This is a genomic window from Brevundimonas pondensis (genome assembly GCF_017487345.1).
Classification (GTDB): Bacteria; Pseudomonadota; Alphaproteobacteria; order Caulobacterales; family Caulobacteraceae; genus Brevundimonas; species Brevundimonas pondensis.
Genome location: NZ_CP062006.1, coordinates 3,469,643 through 3,485,779, shown reverse-complemented (window position 1 = coordinate 3,485,779; position 16,137 = coordinate 3,469,643). Strand labels below are relative to the sequence as shown.

Annotated in this window: 15 protein-coding genes; 7 read left to right on the top strand and 8 right to left on the bottom strand. The window is 68.6% G+C overall.

Features of this window, described 5'->3' with window-relative positions; genetic code table 11:
• Window positions 1–52: 52 nt before the first annotated feature.
• Window positions 53–2,320: a TonB-dependent receptor gene (locus tag IFE19_RS17160; protein WP_207824446.1), complete on the bottom strand. Its 2,268-nt coding sequence runs from the start codon at window positions 2,318–2,320 to the stop codon at window positions 53–55.
• 179 nt (window positions 2,321–2,499) lie between these two features.
• Between IFE19_RS17160 and IFE19_RS17155 the strand changes: the two genes are divergently transcribed.
• From IFE19_RS17155 to IFE19_RS17145, 3 genes are all read left to right on the top strand, one after another.
• Complete coding sequence (locus IFE19_RS17155; RefSeq protein ID WP_207824444.1) at window positions 2,500–3,231, top strand: TetR/AcrR family transcriptional regulator; 732 nt, start codon at window positions 2,500–2,502, stop codon at window positions 3,229–3,231.
• Complete coding sequence (locus IFE19_RS17150) at window positions 3,231–4,007, top strand: LytTR family DNA-binding domain-containing protein (RefSeq protein ID WP_207824442.1); 777 nt, start codon at window positions 3,231–3,233, stop codon at window positions 4,005–4,007. Before IFE19_RS17155 ends, IFE19_RS17150 begins: the two co-directional genes overlap by 1 nt.
• Window positions 4,008–4,103: 96 nt before the next feature.
• A complete protein-coding gene (locus tag IFE19_RS17145; RefSeq protein ID WP_207824441.1) occupies window positions 4,104–4,946 on the top strand; it encodes an enhanced serine sensitivity protein SseB C-terminal domain-containing protein in 843 nt (280 codons plus the stop codon).
• 9 nt (window positions 4,947–4,955) lie between these two features.
• Here IFE19_RS17145 and IFE19_RS17140 read toward each other — a convergent pair whose 3' ends face one another.
• Together IFE19_RS17140 and IFE19_RS17135 are read right to left on the bottom strand one after the other, a co-directional pair.
• Window positions 4,956–6,419, bottom strand: coding sequence for a carotenoid oxygenase family protein (locus IFE19_RS17140; protein WP_207824439.1), 1,464 nt, complete (start codon window positions 6,417–6,419; stop codon window positions 4,956–4,958).
• A 35-nt stretch (window positions 6,420–6,454) separates the two neighbouring features.
• Window positions 6,455–6,871, bottom strand: coding sequence for a DUF2141 domain-containing protein (locus tag IFE19_RS17135; protein WP_207824437.1), 417 nt, complete (start codon window positions 6,869–6,871; stop codon window positions 6,455–6,457).
• 221 nt (window positions 6,872–7,092) lie between these two features.
• On the opposite strand from IFE19_RS17135, the gene rpe reads away from it, so the two are divergent.
• The 3 genes from rpe to purH all read left to right on the top strand — a co-directional run bounded on the left by rpe (window position 7,093) and on the right by purH (window position 11,286).
• Window positions 7,093–7,776 (top strand): ribulose-phosphate 3-epimerase, encoded by a 684-nt coding sequence (gene rpe / locus IFE19_RS17130; protein ID WP_207824435.1) that lies wholly within the window; start codon window positions 7,093–7,095, stop codon window positions 7,774–7,776.
• The gene (locus IFE19_RS17125) at window positions 7,773–9,587 is read left to right on the top strand and encodes a heparinase II/III family protein (RefSeq protein ID WP_207824434.1); all 1,815 of its coding nucleotides are present in this window, start codon (window positions 7,773–7,775) and stop codon (window positions 9,585–9,587) included. The genes rpe and IFE19_RS17125 overlap by 4 nt, the downstream gene beginning before the upstream one ends.
• 94 nt (window positions 9,588–9,681) lie before the next feature.
• Window positions 9,682–11,286, top strand: coding sequence for a bifunctional phosphoribosylaminoimidazolecarboxamide formyltransferase/IMP cyclohydrolase (purH, locus tag IFE19_RS17120; RefSeq protein WP_207824433.1), 1,605 nt, complete (start codon window positions 9,682–9,684; stop codon window positions 11,284–11,286).
• A gap of 110 nt (window positions 11,287–11,396) precedes the next feature.
• Here the strand turns inward: purH and IFE19_RS17115 are convergent, their stop codons facing one another.
• Both IFE19_RS17115 and IFE19_RS17110 read right to left on the bottom strand, forming a co-directional pair.
• The gene (locus IFE19_RS17115) at window positions 11,397–12,212 is read right to left on the bottom strand and encodes a siderophore-interacting protein (protein WP_207824432.1); all 816 of its coding nucleotides are present in this window, start codon (window positions 12,210–12,212) and stop codon (window positions 11,397–11,399) included.
• Entirely contained in the window at window positions 12,209–12,844 is a 636-nt protein-coding gene (locus IFE19_RS17110; RefSeq protein ID WP_207824431.1) for a PadR family transcriptional regulator, read from the bottom strand. Before IFE19_RS17110 ends, IFE19_RS17115 begins: the two co-directional genes overlap by 4 nt.
• Before the next feature lie 110 nt (window positions 12,845–12,954).
• Between IFE19_RS17110 and IFE19_RS17105 the strand changes: the two genes are divergently transcribed.
• Window positions 12,955–13,704, top strand: a complete 750-nt coding sequence (locus IFE19_RS17105) for a dienelactone hydrolase family protein (protein WP_207824430.1) — start codon at window positions 12,955–12,957, stop codon at window positions 13,702–13,704.
• A 3-nt stretch (window positions 13,705–13,707) separates the two neighbouring features.
• Here the strand turns inward: IFE19_RS17105 and IFE19_RS17100 are convergent, their stop codons facing one another.
• From IFE19_RS17100 to trpS, 3 genes are all read right to left on the bottom strand, one after another.
• Window positions 13,708–14,172 carry an OsmC family protein gene (locus IFE19_RS17100; protein WP_207824429.1) on the bottom strand — a complete coding sequence of 155 codons (465 nt, stop codon included), beginning with the start codon at window positions 14,170–14,172 and terminating at the stop codon, window positions 13,708–13,710.
• A 12-nt stretch (window positions 14,173–14,184) separates the two neighbouring features.
• Entirely contained in the window at window positions 14,185–14,904 is a 720-nt protein-coding gene (locus IFE19_RS17095; RefSeq protein WP_207824428.1) for a GNAT family N-acetyltransferase, read from the bottom strand.
• A 71-nt stretch (window positions 14,905–14,975) separates the two neighbouring features.
• Window positions 14,976–16,025 carry a tryptophan--tRNA ligase gene (gene trpS / locus IFE19_RS17090; protein ID WP_207824427.1) on the bottom strand — a complete coding sequence of 350 codons (1,050 nt, stop codon included), beginning with the start codon at window positions 16,023–16,025 and terminating at the stop codon, window positions 14,976–14,978.
• Window positions 16,026–16,137: the final 112 nt, after the last annotated feature.

Below are 16,137 nucleotides of genomic sequence, written 5' to 3'. Positions count from 1 at the left end.
TCGGAACCGCCGCCCGCGATCACATGATCAGGCGTTCAGGAGGAGACCCCGATCAGAACTTCAGCCCGACCGTGGCCGTCACGGTGCGCGGGGCGCCGTAGTAGCCGATCAGGGAGTCGCCGAAGAGGGCGCCGGGGAAGACGTAACCGCCGACGCGATATTCCTCGTCCGACAGGTTCTTGCCGTGGACCCCGACCGTCAGGCGATCGTCCGAAGATGTCCACACCAGGCTGGCGTCAAACATCCAGAAAGCACCCTGATCCAGCACCGGACTGGCCGTCTCGAACAGCTGGTAGTCCCCGCGATAGGAGGCCGACGGAATGAAGGCCAGATTCGATCCGTTCGCCATCCAGTGGGTGTAGGTCGCGCCAATCGAACCCGTCCATTCCGGCGTGTTCTGGAAATCGCGCTGGTTCGAAACATCGACGAAGCAACCCGGCTGGGTCGGGCAGCTGGCGTTCAGCGGACCGGTCGGGATGTAGGCCAGGAACTGGTCGAACTTGGCGTCCGTATAGCTGAGCATGCCGTTGACGGTCAGATTGTCGCTGACACGCAGACGGCCCTCGAACTCCCAGCCGCGGATGCTGGACGAACCGACGTTGTCGACCACCGAGGCCACGGTCGAGCCCGACGGGTACTGGGTCGTGATCTGCTGGTCCTCGTACGAAGAGTCGTAGATGGCCGTCGCGAAGTTTAGGCGGTTGTCGAACAGCGAACCCTTCAGCCCGATCTCCCAGGTCTCCACCGTTTCGGGATCATAGCCCTTGACGGTGTCGGGATAGGCGACGGCGTCGCCGCGCATGTCGAAGCCGCCCGACTTGAAGCCCTGCCCCCAGGACACATAGGTCGTCAGGTCCGGGTTCAGCTTGTACGAGACGCTGACACGCGGAGTGAACTTCTCGAACTCGCGTGTGCGAGTGTAATTGGTGCGCGGCGCGCCGAACAGAACCGCACCGGCATTGCCGAAGCTGGGGCTGCGAATGCCGGCGTATTGTTGACGGAAGACGGTCCCCGTCTTTTCGTCATGCGTCCAGCGAGCGCCGACCGAAACCGACAGGGCGTCGGTCACATCATAGCTGAAGTCCCCGAAAACGGCGTAGCTCTTGGTGTCCACCGAACCGGCGGTCAGCGTCGTCAGACCGACCGGGAAGGTGCCGGGCGGCAGGCTGAGAGCCGTATTGGCGTTGTACAGGCCCAGCACGGTGTCGAACGCACCCGAAGCCGTGGCGTCCAGATAGTAGACCCCCGCCACGCCCGACCAGCGGTCGCCGTTCAGGACGGCCTGGAATTCCTGGCTGAACTGATCGTCGTCGTAGCGCGCGGGAATGTCCAGGATCGGCTGGGGCAGGTTGTCGAAGTCGATATTGCCGCGCGTCTGGCCGTCCCGATAGGCGCTGACCGACTTCAGCGTCAGCCAGTCGTTGACGTTCCATTCACCGGTCAGGGACAGGCCCTTGGCCGTCACGCTGTTCCGGTCGCCTGCGCCAGCGTTCGTGTCATAGACGCTGGCCGGGCTGGGGGCCAGTTCACGATGGCCGTGACGGGCGTTGGAGTCGTCCTTCACGATATCGCCGGCCAGACGGAAGAACAGATTATCCGTCGGCGTCCATTCGGCGCTCATCCGCGCCGCGGTCACGTCCTTGTTGTAGTGCTCGTTTCCAGTGTTGAGGTTCGTGCCGTATCCGTCACGCAGATAGCGCGCTACTGCGGCCGAAATCCCGAACTTCTCATTGAAGGGAAGCTCGGCCGAAGCAACGATGTCGCGCTGATTGAAGCTGCCGTAGGAGGCGCGGATCTGGCCCTCGGGTTCATCGGCGTCGATACGCTTGGTGACGTACTTGATCGCGCCGCCGATGGTGTTGCGGCCATAGAGGGTGCCCTGCGGCCCGCGCAGGATCTCGATGCGCTGGATGTCGAAGATGTCCAGAACCGCCGCCTGCGGACGGGCCACGTAGACGTCGTCCATATACAGCCCGACACCGGGATCGAAGCCCCAGAGCGGGTCCTGCTGGCCGACGCCGCGGATGAAGGAGATCAGGGTCGAGTTGGAGCCCCGCGCGGCCTGCAAGGTCAGGCTGGGCGCCGTCCGGGTCAGCTCGGTGATGTCGGCCGCGCCCTTCTGTTCCAGTTGGGCCGACGAGAAGGCCGAGACGGCGACGGGCACGTCCTTGAGCGATTCCTCGCGGCGGCGCGCGGTGACGACGATATCGTCGACGGTCGAGGCCTGCGGTTCAGCTGCGGCCTCCTGGGCCACGGCGCTGGCCGACAGCGCGCCCCAAGCGGCGCCCGCCAGCAAGACGGTCTTCACGAGTCTGTTCATTTGTATCCCAATCCCTGTGTTCCAGCCCAATCGACGCTTTTATTCAGCGTTCAATGATTTTCAGGGAACGTGCCGTTCTTTCGCCCGTCTGTCAAACGGCCACGCTGGAAGCCTCCGCAAATGAGCCGCCCCCTGTGGCGCCGTTGCACTGAGGGTCGAAGCGCGACTAGCTTGCGCGCATGAAAGCCGACGACGACATCGCCCCGACCCTGCCGCCTGTCGCCTCTGCGCCGGCTCGGCGCGGCCGGCCCAAGAAGACCAAGACCGCCGGCGCCGGAGAGACCCGCGAGGCCATCCTCAACGCCGCCGAGGACCTGTTCTCCAAGCACGGCTTCTATGGCGTCACCATCCGCGAGGTGGCGCGTGAAGCCGGTGTCGATACGGCCCTGGTCCACTATTATTTCGGGGCCAAGAAGGAGCTGTTCGACGCCGTCTTCACCCGTCGCGCCGAGGTCTGGAACAGTGAACGCGTCGCCGCCGTCGACCGCTACGCCGAGGCCGCCGGGGACGCCATGACCCTGGAAGGCCTGTTCGAGGCCTTCCTACGTCCGCCGTTCCAGTGGTCGCTGAAAGGCGGGCCGGGATGGAAACACTACGCCGCCCTGGTGGCCCAAACCAACGCCAACCCGGCCTTCGGCGGCGAGACCATGGCCCGCTATTTCGACCCGGCGATCCGGCGACTGCTGGAGCTGGTCAAACGCCTCCTGCCCGAAGCCGAAGAGACGGATCTCTACTGGGCCTATCACAACCTGTCGGGCGCCCTGACCCTGACGCTCGGCGAGACCGGCCGTCTGGACCGCCTGTCCGGCGGCCTGTGCAAGTCCGGCGATCTGGACAGCGCCTGCGACTACATGGTTCGTTTCGCCGCCGCCGGCTTCCGCGCCGTCTGCGGTTCGAAGCCCAGCGCCTGATGCCTTTTGCACGCTTGCTTCAAGGCAAGGCGCGCGACATCGCGCGCGGCCTGATCGTCGCCCTGGTCGCTGGGGCGTTTCTGGCTTTCAGCGGGGCCTTCGGCTCGGGCGGAACGCCGCTGGGGCAGCGCCTGGTCTACTGGATCGCCATGCTGGTGCTGGGCGGTCTCTGGGGTCATGTCTGCGGCGCCCTGGTCACCCGCTTCATCGACGCTGACGCCCGCCCGTGGACGACAGCAGCGATCCTGACGATGATCATCACCGGCCCCTTGACCCTCGGCGTCTGGGCCGCGACCGGTCTGTTCTTCTATCAGCGCCTGCTGTCGATCGGCGTGCTGGTCAACTTCCTCCCCGCGGTGCTGCTGATCACCGCCGTCCTCAGCGTGCTCAACATCTTTCTCGGCCGCGAACGCCCGGTCGAGACCCACGCAAGCGCCCCCGGCGCGGCGCCGGCCCGTTTCCTGGAGCGCCTGCCGCCCAAACTGCGCGGCGCCCGACTGATCGCCGTCGAGGCCGAAGACCACTATCTGCGTCTGCACACCGACCGGGGCTCGGACCTGATCCTGATGCGCCTGTCCGATGCCTTGGCCGAACTGGAAGGTCTGGAAGGCGCCCAGACCCATCGCAGCTGGTGGGTGGCCCGTGACGCCGTCGCCTCCGTCGCCCGCGGCGACGGCCGCGCCGCCCTGACGCTGGACAGCGGCTCGGACAGCCCCCTGACCGCCCCCGTCAGCCGCCGCTACGCCCGGGCGCTGCGCGAGGCGGGGTGGTGGTGAACGGCAGCGAGCCCCTGCCTCGCGCTTCAGACATTGCCCTCCCGCCAAGCTTCGCCGATGCTTGTTCCGTCAAAACTGTGCAGGGCGACCAGGACTGTGAACAAGTGGCTCAGAAAGCTGTTCGGCAAGACCACGATTGATAGTGCCAAGAGCCCTGTCGTGGCGCCGGATCGGACGCTGGACGCGGAAATCCACAAAACGCCCGTCGCCAGCACGCCGCCCTTCGTCGCCCTGAACGAGCTTGAAGCTCTCTTGATCGCCGCCAGCACGAACCCCGCGAAACGCCGCCAATTCCAGGACGCCATGCTGGCGTCGGACCTTCTGGCGGCGACACCCGAAGCACATGACGACAGCGGATGGCGAACTCTGCAAGCGTCAGAGCTCGTATCTCTGCTGAACGTCCCCGCTCCTGACGGCGCGCCAGTGGCTGCCGTCTTCACCTCCGAACAGAGGATTGTCGACGCCTTTGGCGCCGGGACGGGCTTCATCCAGATGAACGGCGCCACCCTTCTCGAACTGGTCGCCGAACGCGGCGCCTTCCTGAACCCTGGCTCCGCCTATGGCGTCCACTGGACCGCTGACCAGCTCAGCGCCGTCCTAGGCAAGCCTGCCAGGATCACCATCCAGAAGGACACGCAAGTCATGCTCGGGGCGCCCAAGGAGCGGCCTGAAGAGCTTCTGGACGCTCTGACCCGCTCCCTTTCCGCCGAGAACCGCATTCGTGAGGCCTGGCTTGCGCTCGCGCACTGGCCAGAAGAGGACAGGTGGTCTTGGTATCTGGACGTGAGAACCGCAATGCCAGGTGACGACGTCAGCGCCTTGCTCGCTCAGGCGTTCAAGCTCTCGAGCCAAACGGGACTGACGCTCGATATGAGGGTCACGGACGAGAATGAAGCAGAGGGCTCAGGTATCCGATTGATCCCTACCTCCACTCACTAACCTCGTCCCTCACACCCAGTTCCCGTGAAACGCCGCCGGCAGGGCTACGTCGGCGCGCCAGGTGGCGATAGGGCCGTCCTCGACGTGCAGCAGGTCCAGGACATGCAGTTCGCTGACCCCGGCCTTCAGGTTGATCGTCGGGCCGACCAGCCAGGCGTCGGCCTCGTGCGTGCCGCCCGGCTTGGGCACATAGACCATCTCGTCGGTCACATGGCCGGGGCCGAAGTCGAAGGAGCGCGTGCGGCCTGACGTCCAGTCCGTCACCCCCACCGCCGAGGCCAGGGGCCGGTCGGCGCGTTCGCCCGTCGTGTGCAGGCTGAAGCGGCGGGCCAGGCCGGCGCGGCGCGGATCGCTGCGCGGGAATTCGCCTACCACCCCGGTGCGTTCCAGCCGTCCGCGCCCGCCAGGCTCCAGCACCACCATGGCCAGCTCGGCCGGGTCATGGCCCAGGGGCACGCCGTTCAGCACCTCATGGGCGCCGCGCGCGGCGAAATCCATGTCCTTGTGGACGCACAGGTCGAAACGGATCACCCCGTCCGCCCCCTCCCAGGCGTCGCCGACGTGGAAGAAGCCGAAGGACGGCAGCTCGTAGATGCGGCGCTGGGACAGATCCGCCTTATCGACCACCAGCACCTGGGTCCCGGCTTGCGGCGTCCACTCGAAGGCCGCCGACACCGGCATGGCGTTCCGCGCATGGACCCAGGGCTGCAGGACGATGACCAGATGCCGGGCCGTGGCGCTGAAGTCATGGATATAGCTGGCGCGCGGCAAGGGGATGAGCTCGGCCGCCTCAAGCGCGCCGTTGGCCGCCAGTCGCCAGACCATGGCCTGACGTCCGCTCAGACCCAGGTTCCAGATCCGGCCGTCCGGCTCGATACGCGGATGGGCCAGGAAGGGCATGTTCTTCAAGTCGGGGCGAAGCGCGACGAAATCCTCGGTCTCAAGCGTCTCCGGGTCCATGGCCAGTGGCGAGCCCGCCTCCCATAGCGCCCACAGCTTGCCGCCGACCTTGTGGACCGAGGTGTTGGCCGGGCTGGCGTCGTCAGCCGAGCCGATGCGAGCGCGCGGGTCGGCGACCGTGCCGAAGCCCGGCATCAGCATGGCGCCGACCTCGGCCTCCTGTCGCCGCTTGGGGGTGTCGGCGAAGCGGGCGGCCAGCGTCGCCTGACCATCCTGCACCCGCCAGCGGCGGATCAGACCGTCGCCGTCGAACCAGTGCTGGGACGAGCCGCCGGGCCGACGGAACTTGGCCGGACCGTTGCGATAAAGGCTGCCCGACAGCCCCCCGGGCGCCCGGCCATGAACCAGGCGCAGGGCGCGCGGCGCCACGTCGCCCTCGACGTCGGCGGTGGCCAGCGACCAGTCGGCGGTCGCCGCCATGGCTTGCGCGGCCCAGACGCGGTCCGGGGTCAGAACGCGGGCGGCAGCGAGCGCGGCGGCGCCCATGAACAGGGTGCGGCGGGTCGGGGTCATGGTGGTCTCGTCGAACTCTGAAGTTGGGTCTGGGCTTAGCGGATGCGGATGGTCTGGGCCGTCGCGGCCGACACCTCGAAGCGGGCGCGGTCCCACTTCGCCGGCCCCATGTTGCCCACCGCATTGTTGGAGAAGGCGTAGGGCTCGGTCGGCATGCCGAACGGATTGACGTCCATCTTGCCGTTGCCGTTGATGTCGTGAACGGCCTTCATGCCATAGGTCCCGGCGGGCAGGTCGAAGACCGCCTCACGCTGGCCCGCCGCCACATTGACCTGGGCCACCCGCGCCGGCGCCCCGCCTTCATAGGCGGCCTCGCTGTCGTAGAGAGCGACCAGGACCGCCCCGGTCTCGGCGCCCGTCTCGAAGGTCAGGGTCAGGCGGTTGTCGGCGTTCTGCGCCAGGGCGGGAGCGGCGAAGGCCAGAGCGGCGACGAGAGCGAGAGAGCGGATCATGGCGGGTGTCCTTGAGGGTGTGGTGAAGAGGTCGCCCCCTTCCTCCGACGCGCCGCCGAACCTCGCCAGCGGCCTTGCGTCCGTGACCGCCACGCCTTCGCCAACGACCACCGCCGACCGTTCGCGAAGCGCCAATGACCACCTGTCGCGGAGCCTGGTCGCGCCCCTGCGTCAGCAGCCCGGCTTGCCCCCCGCGCCGCATGGCCGTAAGTCGCAGAACCATGACCCAGACCGCCGCCGCAAGCGCCCCGCTGATCTGCCCCTCCATCCTCGCCAGCGACTTCGCCAAGCTGGGCGAAGAGGTTCGCGCCCTCGAAGCCGCCGGCGCTGACTGGATCCACGTCGATGTCATGGACGGCCACTTCGTGCCCAACCTGACCATCGGCCCGGACGTGGTGAAGGCCCTGCGTCCCCACACGACCCTGCCCTTCGACGTCCACCTGATGTGCGCCCCGGTCGACAACTGGCTGGAGGCCTATCGCGAGGCGGGCGCCGACCTGCTCAGCATCCACCCGGAAAGCGGCCCGCACGTCCACCGGACGCTCGGCCGCATCCGCCAGCTGGGCGCCAAGGCCGGCCTGGTCTTCAATCCGGCCACGCCGCTGTCGATCCTCGAAGAGGTCGTCGACCTGGTCGATCTGGTGCTGATCATGTCGGTCAACCCCGGCTTCGGCGGTCAGAAATTCATCCCCTCGTCGCTGAACAAGATCGAGCGCGCCCGCGCCATCCTCGACCGCGCCGGGTCCAAGGCCCACCTGCAGGTCGACGGCGGCGTCATCGCCGACAACGCCGGGGCCTGCCTGTCCGCCGGGGCCGACGCCCTGGTCGCCGGCTCCTTCGTCTTCAAGGGCGGGCCGGACGCCTACGCCAAGAACATCCAGGCCCTGAAAGCCGCCGCCGCGTGAGCCCCCTCGGCCCCTTCGCCCCGCGCGAAACGGAAGGCGGCCTGACCGAGGGCCATATCCCCGGCCTCAAGGGCGCGCCGGTCCGCACCCCGGTGCGCGCCGCCGGCGGGCCCAAGGCGGACCCGGCGCTGTGGGCCGCCGTCGCCGGACAGCTGGCCGCGCGCCAGCTGTGGATCGAGCTCTACGGTCTGCCCGGCTATACCGTGACGCTGAAGGGCGTCCGCGCCGAGGGTTTCGCCGTCAGCCCGCGCGACTTCCGCCCCCTGCGCGAAGAGGCCCCGCGTCCACTGCTGTCGGGCCGCTTCACCCTGGCCGGGCTCAGCCTCGACGCCGAGGGTCCCGCCGACCTGTGGAACCGCCCCACCCCCAGCCGCGCCTTCGCCGTCGAACTGCACGCCTTCGCCTGGATGCCCGAGATGATGGCCCATGGCGATCGCGGCCTGCGTGAGGCCCTGGCCCTGACCCTGGCCTGGGACGACATCTTCAACCGCTGGTCGCCCTTCTCGTGGGACCCCGACATCCTGGCGCGCCGCACCTATCATCTGGCCTGCGCCGGGCGGCGTCTGGCGGGCGTCGCGACCGAGCTCGAGCGTCTGCGCCTGACCGACATTCTGGCGAGGCAAGCCCGCCAACTGCTGCGCCCGCCCGGCGGCCTGATGGGCCGGGCCGAGCGTCTGACCGCCGCCGCCGTGGCCGGCTGCGCCCTGGCCGGCAAGGCCGGGGCCGGCGTCCGCCGCACGGCCCTGAAACGCCTGATGGCTGCACTGGAAACCACCGTCGCCGCCGATGGCCATCACGCCGCCCGCGCCCCGGAAATGGGTCTGGAGCTGCTGCTCGATCTGCTGACGCTGGACGACGCCCTGGCCCAGCTGTCCGAGCCGACGCCCGAGCCAGTGGCCGCCGCCATCTCGCGCCTGACCACCAGTCTTCGCGTCCTCGCCCTGCCCGACGGCCGTCTGGCAGCCTTCCAGGGCGGCGGCCCCTCGACGCCCGAGCGCGTCGCCGCCGCTCGCGCCCATGACGACACGCCCGCCCCGCCCGCCAGCGGCGCCGTCGGCGGACTGGTGCGCATCTCCAGCCCCCTGCTGACCGTCATGGTCGATGTCGAGGCCCCGGCGCGCGGCGCCTGGTCGGCCGCCGCCTGCGGTCAACCGGCCGCGCTGGAAGTCGTCTGCGGCCGCGACCGCCTGTTCACCTCGGCCGGATGGACCCCGCGCGCCCTGGACCGTCAGGCCCTGCGCCTGACGCCGGGCGCCTCGACGCTGACGCTGGGCGAACAGCCGCTGGGCGAGCCCCTGTCCGGCTGGAAGGCCGACCTTCTGGGTCCGCGCCTGATCGGCCCGGCCCTGCATGTCAGCCGCGACCACCGCGAAGGCGACGGCGCCGTCTGGCTCGAGGTCGAGCACGACGGCTGGATGCCGGGCTATGGCCTGATGCATCAGCGCCGCCTCTATCTGGATCAGCGCCTCGACGAACTGCGCGCCGAGGAGCGCCTGCATCCGCCCGAAGGCCGCCCCGACGTGACCCGCGCCATCGCCGCCCCCTACGCCCTACGCTTCCAGCTAGAACCCGGCGTCCAGGCCTCGCTGGCCCGCGACCGCCGCTCCATCCTGCTGCGCGGCCATTCGGGGCGCGGCTGGTGGTTCCGCAGCGACGGCCCCGACGTGGCCATCGAGCCCGCCGTCCACGTCGATGAAGGCCTGACCCGACGCTCCCTGCAGATCGTCGTCCGCGGCTCCGCCCGCACCGACGCCGACACCAAGATCCGCTGGAAGCTGAGCCCCGCCGGCGCAGCGGGCGATCCGCACTAGGCAGCCAGGAAATAGGCGGTAGGGCTGACGCCGCGTCCCGATGGTGCTAGAGGCCGCGCCATCTCCCCGCCCCAGCTGTTAACGGACGCCGCCCATGCCCGCCGCTCCCGACTTTCCGCCCGCCCCGGACGCGATCAAACCTGTCCGCGCCCTGATTTCATTGTCGGACAAGGCGGGGCTGGAAGACGCCGCGCGCACGCTCGCCGGTCTCGGCGTCGAGCTGGTCTCGACCGGCGGCACCAAGGCGGCGATCGCGGGCTTCGGCCTTCCGGTCAAGGACGTGGCCGATCTGACCGGCTTCCCGGAAATGATGGACGGCCGGGTCAAGACCCTGCACCCCGTGGTGCACGGCGGCCTGCTGGGCGTGCGCAACGCCCCGGCCCATGCCGCCGCCATGACCGAGCACAACATCGGCGCCATCGATATCGTCTGGATCGACCTCTATCCGTTCGAGAAGACGGTCGAGGACGGCGGCGGTTTTGAAGCGGCCATCGAGAACATCGACATCGGCGGCCCGGCCATGATCCGCTCGGGCTCGAAGAACCACGGCCACGTCGCCGTCGCTGTGGACGCCGAAAGCATCGGCCTGATCGTCGCGGCCCTGAAGGCCGATGGTTCGACCTCGCTCAACCTGCGCAAGCAACTGGCCGCCCGCGCCTTCGCCCGCACCGCCGCCTATGACGCCGCCGTCTCGGGCTGGTTCGCCGGTCAGCTGAACGACGCCGCACCGGCCCGCAAGTCGATCGCCGGTTCGCTGGCGCAAACGCTGCGCTATGGCGAGAACCCGCACCAGACCGGCGCCTTCTATCGCACCGGCGAGAAGCGTCCGGGCGTGGCCTACGCCACCCAGATCCAAGGCAAGGAGCTGGGCTACAACAACATCGCCGACGCCGACGCCGCCTATGAGCTGGTGGCCGAGTTCGAGGCCCCGGCCTGCGTCATCGTCAAGCACGCCAACCCCTGCGGCGTGGCCGTCGGCAAGGATCTGTCGGAAGCCTACGCCCGCGCGCTGGAATGCGACGCCGTGTCGGCCTTTGGCGGCGTCATCGCCGTCAACCGCCCGCTGAACGGTGAAGACGCGCGCGCCATCACCGGCATCTTCACCGAGGTCGTCATCGCCCCCGGCGCCAACGAAGAGGCCAAGGCCGTCTTCGCCGCCAAGAAGAACCTGCGCCTGCTGATCACCGACGGCCTGCCCGACCCGCACGGCGCTGGCGAGGTGTTCCGTTCGGTGGCGGGCGGCTTCCTGGTCCAGTCGCGCGACCGCAGCCTGATCAAGCCCGAAGACCTGAAGATCGTCACGCGTCGCCAGCCGACGCCGACCGAGATCCAGGACATGCTGTTCGCCTTCACCGTGGCCAAGCACGTCAAGTCCAACGCCATCGTCTACGCCAAGGACGGCCAGACGGCGGGCATCGGCGCCGGTCAGATGAACCGTCGCGACAGCGCCCGCATCGCCGCCATCCGCGCCAAGGAAGCCGGCGAGGCCAAGGGTCTGGCCCACTCGCTGGCCGAGGGTTCGGCCTGTGCGTCCGAAGCCTTCTTCCCCTTCGCCGACGGCCTGCTGGAAGCCGTCGCCGCCGGGGCCACGGCTGTGATCCAGCCGGGCGGCTCGATCCGCGATGACGAAGTCATCGCCGCCGCTGACGAACGCGGCATCGCCATGGCCTTCACAGGTGTTCGGGTCTTCAGGCACTAGGCCTGAAGAGCGCTATCGCGGGCGACGCGGTCGCCCGCTGCTTGAGCGCAAAGAAAAGGGCGTTGCCGGTCGTGGCAGCGCCCTTTTCTTTGATCTTCGCGCGGACTGGCTCAGTCCTCGATCACCTCGTGCGAGCCGGCGCGACCCAGGCGCCAATAACCGGCGACCTTCATCCATTTCGGATTGAACGGCCGGGCCGCCAGCAGGGCCGACCGCATCGACCGCGCGACCGCGGATTCGCAGGCCACCCAGACATAGGCGTCGGCCGGATCGATCCGTTTCGCCGCCGCGACCGCCGCCGCCGTCAGGGCCTCGTCCCGGCCGCGCGGCCCGCCCTTGCGGTGGACCCAGACGATCTCAACCTCGGCGCCGCTGGACAGGGTCAGTTCGCCCGCCGCGTCATTGACCTCGATGCAGGCGATCACCCGCGCCCCGGCGGGCAGTTCCTCCAGTCGCCGGGCGATGGCGGGAATGGCCGCCTCGTCGCCGACCAGCAGGTGCTGCGAAAAACTGGTGGGGATCAGGAAGGAGCCGCGCGGGCCGCCCAGTCCCAGTTCGTCTCCGACCCGGACGTCCTGGGCCCAGGCCGTGGCCGGCCCCCCGTGACCGACCGCGAAGTCGATGGTCAGCCGCCGGTTGGCAGCGTCGAAGGCGCGTGGGGTGTAGTCGCGCGCCACGGGCTTGGGCTCTGGAAACACCGGTCCGTCCGGCCCTGCGGTCGGCAGGACCACCGGCTGACCGCGCGGGGTCGGAAATATCTTCACATGGTCGTCGAAGCCGGGGCTGAAGAAGCCCTCCAGTTCCTCGCCGGTCAGGACGATGCGCTTCAGCACCGGCGTCAGTTGTTCGACGGTCTCGACGCGGGCGCGGCGGAACTTCAGTTCGTGCCGCACCCGGCGCGGCTGGCGCAGATGCGTCTCGGTCATGCCTGACGCACCTTTTCGGCGGCGGCCTCCAGCAGGTCGGTGATGGCCTCGACTTCAGCCTCGGTCAGCGGCGGCTCCTGGGTCAGGCGCAGATGGGTGGCGTTCCGCAGAGCCTCTATGGCCTGAGCAATGCGGGCAGGCCGGTCGGGCCGTCCCCGCAAGGCCTTCATCTTCATCTCGATGTGGGCCAGGGCCCCGGCATTTTCGTCCAGCAGGCGACGGCCCTCGTCGGTGATCGCATAGCGCTTCTTGCCGCCCTCGGCGGCGACGCTGACCGCGCCCATGTCTTCCAGCAGGGCCAGGCTGGGATAGATGACGCCGGGGCTGGGGGCGTAGGTCCCGCCCATGCGGCTTTCAATGCCCTTGATCAGCTCATAGCCGTGGCTGGGCTTGTCGGCGATCATTGACAGCAGCACCCAGCGCAGGGCGCCGTGCTCGAACATGCGTCCGCCGCCGCCGCGTCGCCCGTGGCGCTCGCCGCGCATCCGGCCTTCACCGTCGCGTCCCTCGGGTCGCATGTGACGGCCGTGACCGCCCCGGCCGAAGCCGTGGCCATGACCCGTTCCGTGGCCGCCATGACGGCCGCGTCCAAAGCCGCAGCCTGATTTTTCGATCCCCTTGGATCCTCTCATATGGTTCTCTCTTCTTTCACTTAGATATATCGAACTGACACACAGATAAATCGATATATCGAAACCGCAAGACCCCTTCCCTCGAAATCGCGAACCTCTAAGCTGGACCGATGGATACGCTCGACGCCCGCTGGGCCATGCTGGAACCGCACACGACCGTGGTCGGTCCCGACGATGACCGGCCGCGTCCGGCGGTGCTGCTGTTCCATGGCTGCGGCGGTCTGCGGGACCACCTGCCGCGCTACGCCGAGGCGGCCAAGGCGGCGGGATGGCGCGCCTTCATCGTCGATTCCTATGGCCCACGCGGCTGGAACCGGGCTTTCACCCTGACCACGGTCTGCACCGGCCTGGTGCTGCGCGGCTATGAGCGGGCGGGCGATCTGCTGGCCGCCATTCAGGGCATTTCGCGCCGCCCCGACGTTGACCCAAGCATGCTGTCCCTCGCCGGATGGAGCCACGGCGGCTGGTCGATCATGGAGATGATGAGCGAGGACCCGCAACCGGGTCGCATGGGCGTGGCCAACCCCGGCGATTGCGACCTGTCGGGCGTCAAGGCGGTGTGGCTGGCCTACCCCTATGTCGGCTCCTGGGCCTTCAACAAGATGAAGCCGTGGCGGCACTGTCCGCGTGTCCTGGCCATGACGGCCAAGCGCGACCACCTGACCACGGTGTCGAACGCCGAGCGGGTCAACGCCATGATCCGCGACTGCGGCTCAGAAGTCGAAAGCTGGGTCGCCGACGGCACCCACGCCTTCGACGAACCAACCAGCAACGGCCCCATGCGCCATCACCCGGAGCTGACGCTGGAAGCCCTGCGCCGCTTCACCGCCTTCCTGAAGGACGTGGCGCCCGACGTTTGACGGTCAGCCAATGCTGGCCGTGACCGTGATCTCGGATCGCACCGAATGAGCCATGTCGCAGTGCTCGTGGGCGGCGTGGTGCAGGACGTCCAGCTCGGCCTGATCGGGCTGACGGCCGCTAAAGGTCGTCACCGGGTTGAGGGCCACGCGGGCCAGATAGCGCTTGCCCGCTTCATTCTTGTCCAGCTCGCCCGAGGCGTCGTCCCGATAACGGTCGACCGTCAGACCGGCGTTAGCGGCGAAGGCCAGGAACCACAGCATGTGGCAGCTGGACAGGGAGGCGATCATGGCCTCCTCAGGGTCTACGCCCGCCGGGTCCGACATCGGGACCGGCACGCCCGCAGGCGACGAGGAACCGGGCACCACCGCCCCGCCGTCGAAGCGCCAGACATGGGCGCGGCTGTATCGCTTGTCGACGAAGGCCTGATCGCCCCGCGTCCATTCCACCACTGCGCCGTGACCGCTCATGCCGCGTCTCCTTTAGGCTTCGCCCAACGATGTATAGATCATGCGCGCCCGCGTCTGAAATCCAAGTCCCCGATAGAAGGCGATGGTCGTCTCGTGATCCGCGAAGGCGTGCAAAAAGGCCGCCTCCCCCGTCGCCAGAATCTCACTGACCACCACGCGGGACAGGGCGGCGGCATAGCCCTTGCCGCGATAATCGGGGTGGGTGCAGACCCCGCTCAGCTCGGTGAAGCCGTCCACCCGCAGCCGCCGTCCCGCCATGGCGACCAGTTCGCCGTCCTGCTTGATCCCGACGAAGGGACCCAGTTCGCGGGTGCGCGAACGGAAGGGGCCGGGCCGGGTCAGAGTCGCCAGCGCCAGCATGGCCGGGGCGTCAGCCTCGCCCAGCTCTTCGATCACGTCGTCCATTTGCGCGGCCGGTCCCGCCGGGGTCAGGGCCGTCGCCGTCATCTGCACCAGGGCGACCTGAGCCGCGACCGGCGCCCCCTCGGGCAGGACCTCGGCCATGGGTCCGTCCTCGAGTTCGACCAGTCCCGCGCCGGGGTATCGACGCGCCAGTTCGGCCATGGCCTTGCGGCTCTGCGCCGTGTCATCGGCCGCCGCCAGGAAGACGCCGACCTCGGGATCAAGACGCACGGCGCCGGACCCGAGATCAGGCCCCGAATCCGGCGTCGTGAACCGGGACAAGCGCGTCGTCAGGGCGTTGAAGACAGCGCGATCAAGAGGATGGGTCATGACCGAGGATCTAGGCGCGAAGGCCCCGCGGCGAAACCCGCCACGGCGCCGTCACGTCCGAAAACGGCCGGTCAGCCCTGCCAGAAGCCGACGATCTTCTTGACCTCGTCCACCACCGGCTGAGCCACTTCGCGGGCGCGTTCGGCGCCGACGGCCAGGGCGCGGTCGATCTCGGCCGGGTCGGCCATCAGGCGGCGCATCTCGGCGGTGACCGGGGCCATCGACGTGACGGCCAGCTCGGCCAGCTTCGGCTTGAAGGCGCCGAAGCCCTGACCGCCAAACTCGGCCAGAACAGCCTCGCGCGTCGTGTCCGACAGGGCGGCGTAGATGGCCACCAGGTTCTTGGCCTCGGGCCGTCCATCCAGACCCTCGACCGTGTCCGGCAGGACATCCATGTCCGACTTGGCCTTCTTGATCTTGGCGGCGATGGTGTCGGCGTCGTCGGTCAGGTTGATGCGCGACAGGTCCGAGGGATCGGACTTGGACATCTTGGCCGAACCGTCGCGCAGGCTCATGACCCGCGTGCCCGGTCCCTGGATCAGGGGTTCCGGCTGGGGGAAGAAGCCCGGCGCGCCGAAGTCATTGTTGAACTTGGCGGCGATGTCGCGGGTCAGCTCCAGATGCTGTTTCTGGTCCTCGCCGACCGGCACCTCGGTCGCCTTGTAGAGCAGGATGTCCGCCGCCTGCAGCACCGGATAGGTGTAGAGGCCGACGCTGGAGCGCTCCTTGTGCTTGCCCGACTTCTCCTTGAACTGGGTCATCCGGTCCAGCCAGCCGAGGCGGGCGACGCAGTTGAAGATCCAGGCCAGTTCGGCGTGGGCCGGCACCGCCGACTGCGGGAAGATGACCGCCTTGGCCGGGTCCAGACCCGCCGCCAGATAGGCCGCCGCGATCTCGCGCGTCTGGGCCGCCAGCTTCTCGGGCTCCTGCCAGACGGTGATGGCGTGCATGTCGGCGACGAAGACGAACAGGGGCGCGCCCGTGTCCTGCAGCGCGGTGAAGCGTTTCAGCGCGCCCAGGTAGTTGCCCAGGTGCAGGGCGCCGGAGGCCTGGATGCCGGACAGGATGCGGCGCGGGCCTGCGTAAGCCGGGGCGACAGGAGCCGGGGTCTGGTCAGTCATGGAAATGTTCTCGGAACTCGAAGAGGCTGGATTCGGCGTGCGCAGGCGCGCGGGGTCGTGCGGTGAACAGTCAGCCGCGCCATCGCCGGGCGACGAAGATGTGTCCCGAATG

Coding starts and splice junctions, on each gene's coding strand:
- IFE19_RS17160 (WP_207824446.1), bottom strand. CDS start 2,320: ATGAACAGACTCGTGAAGACCGTCTTGCTGGCGGGCGCCGCTTGGGGC.
- IFE19_RS17155 (WP_207824444.1), top strand. CDS start 2,500: ATGAAAGCCGACGACGACATCGCCCCGACCCTGCCGCCTGTCGCCTCT.
- IFE19_RS17150 (WP_207824442.1), top strand. CDS start 3,231: ATGCCTTTTGCACGCTTGCTTCAAGGCAAGGCGCGCGACATCGCGCGC.
- IFE19_RS17140 (WP_207824439.1), bottom strand. CDS start 6,419: ATGACCCCGACCCGCCGCACCCTGTTCATGGGCGCCGCCGCGCTCGCT.
- IFE19_RS17135 (WP_207824437.1), bottom strand. CDS start 6,871: ATGATCCGCTCTCTCGCTCTCGTCGCCGCTCTGGCCTTCGCCGCTCCC.
- rpe (WP_207824435.1), top strand. CDS start 7,093: ATGACCCAGACCGCCGCCGCAAGCGCCCCGCTGATCTGCCCCTCCATC.
- purH (WP_207824433.1), top strand. CDS start 9,682: ATGCCCGCCGCTCCCGACTTTCCGCCCGCCCCGGACGCGATCAAACCT.
- IFE19_RS17115 (WP_207824432.1), bottom strand. CDS start 12,212: ATGACCGAGACGCATCTGCGCCAGCCGCGCCGGGTGCGGCACGAACTG.
- IFE19_RS17110 (WP_207824431.1), bottom strand. CDS start 12,844: ATGAGAGGATCCAAGGGGATCGAAAAATCAGGCTGCGGCTTTGGACGC.
- IFE19_RS17105 (WP_207824430.1), top strand. CDS start 12,955: ATGGATACGCTCGACGCCCGCTGGGCCATGCTGGAACCGCACACGACC.
- IFE19_RS17100 (WP_207824429.1), bottom strand. CDS start 14,172: ATGAGCGGTCACGGCGCAGTGGTGGAATGGACGCGGGGCGATCAGGCC.
- IFE19_RS17095 (WP_207824428.1), bottom strand. CDS start 14,904: ATGACCCATCCTCTTGATCGCGCTGTCTTCAACGCCCTGACGACGCGC.
- trpS (WP_207824427.1), bottom strand. CDS start 16,025: ATGACTGACCAGACCCCGGCTCCTGTCGCCCCGGCTTACGCAGGCCCG.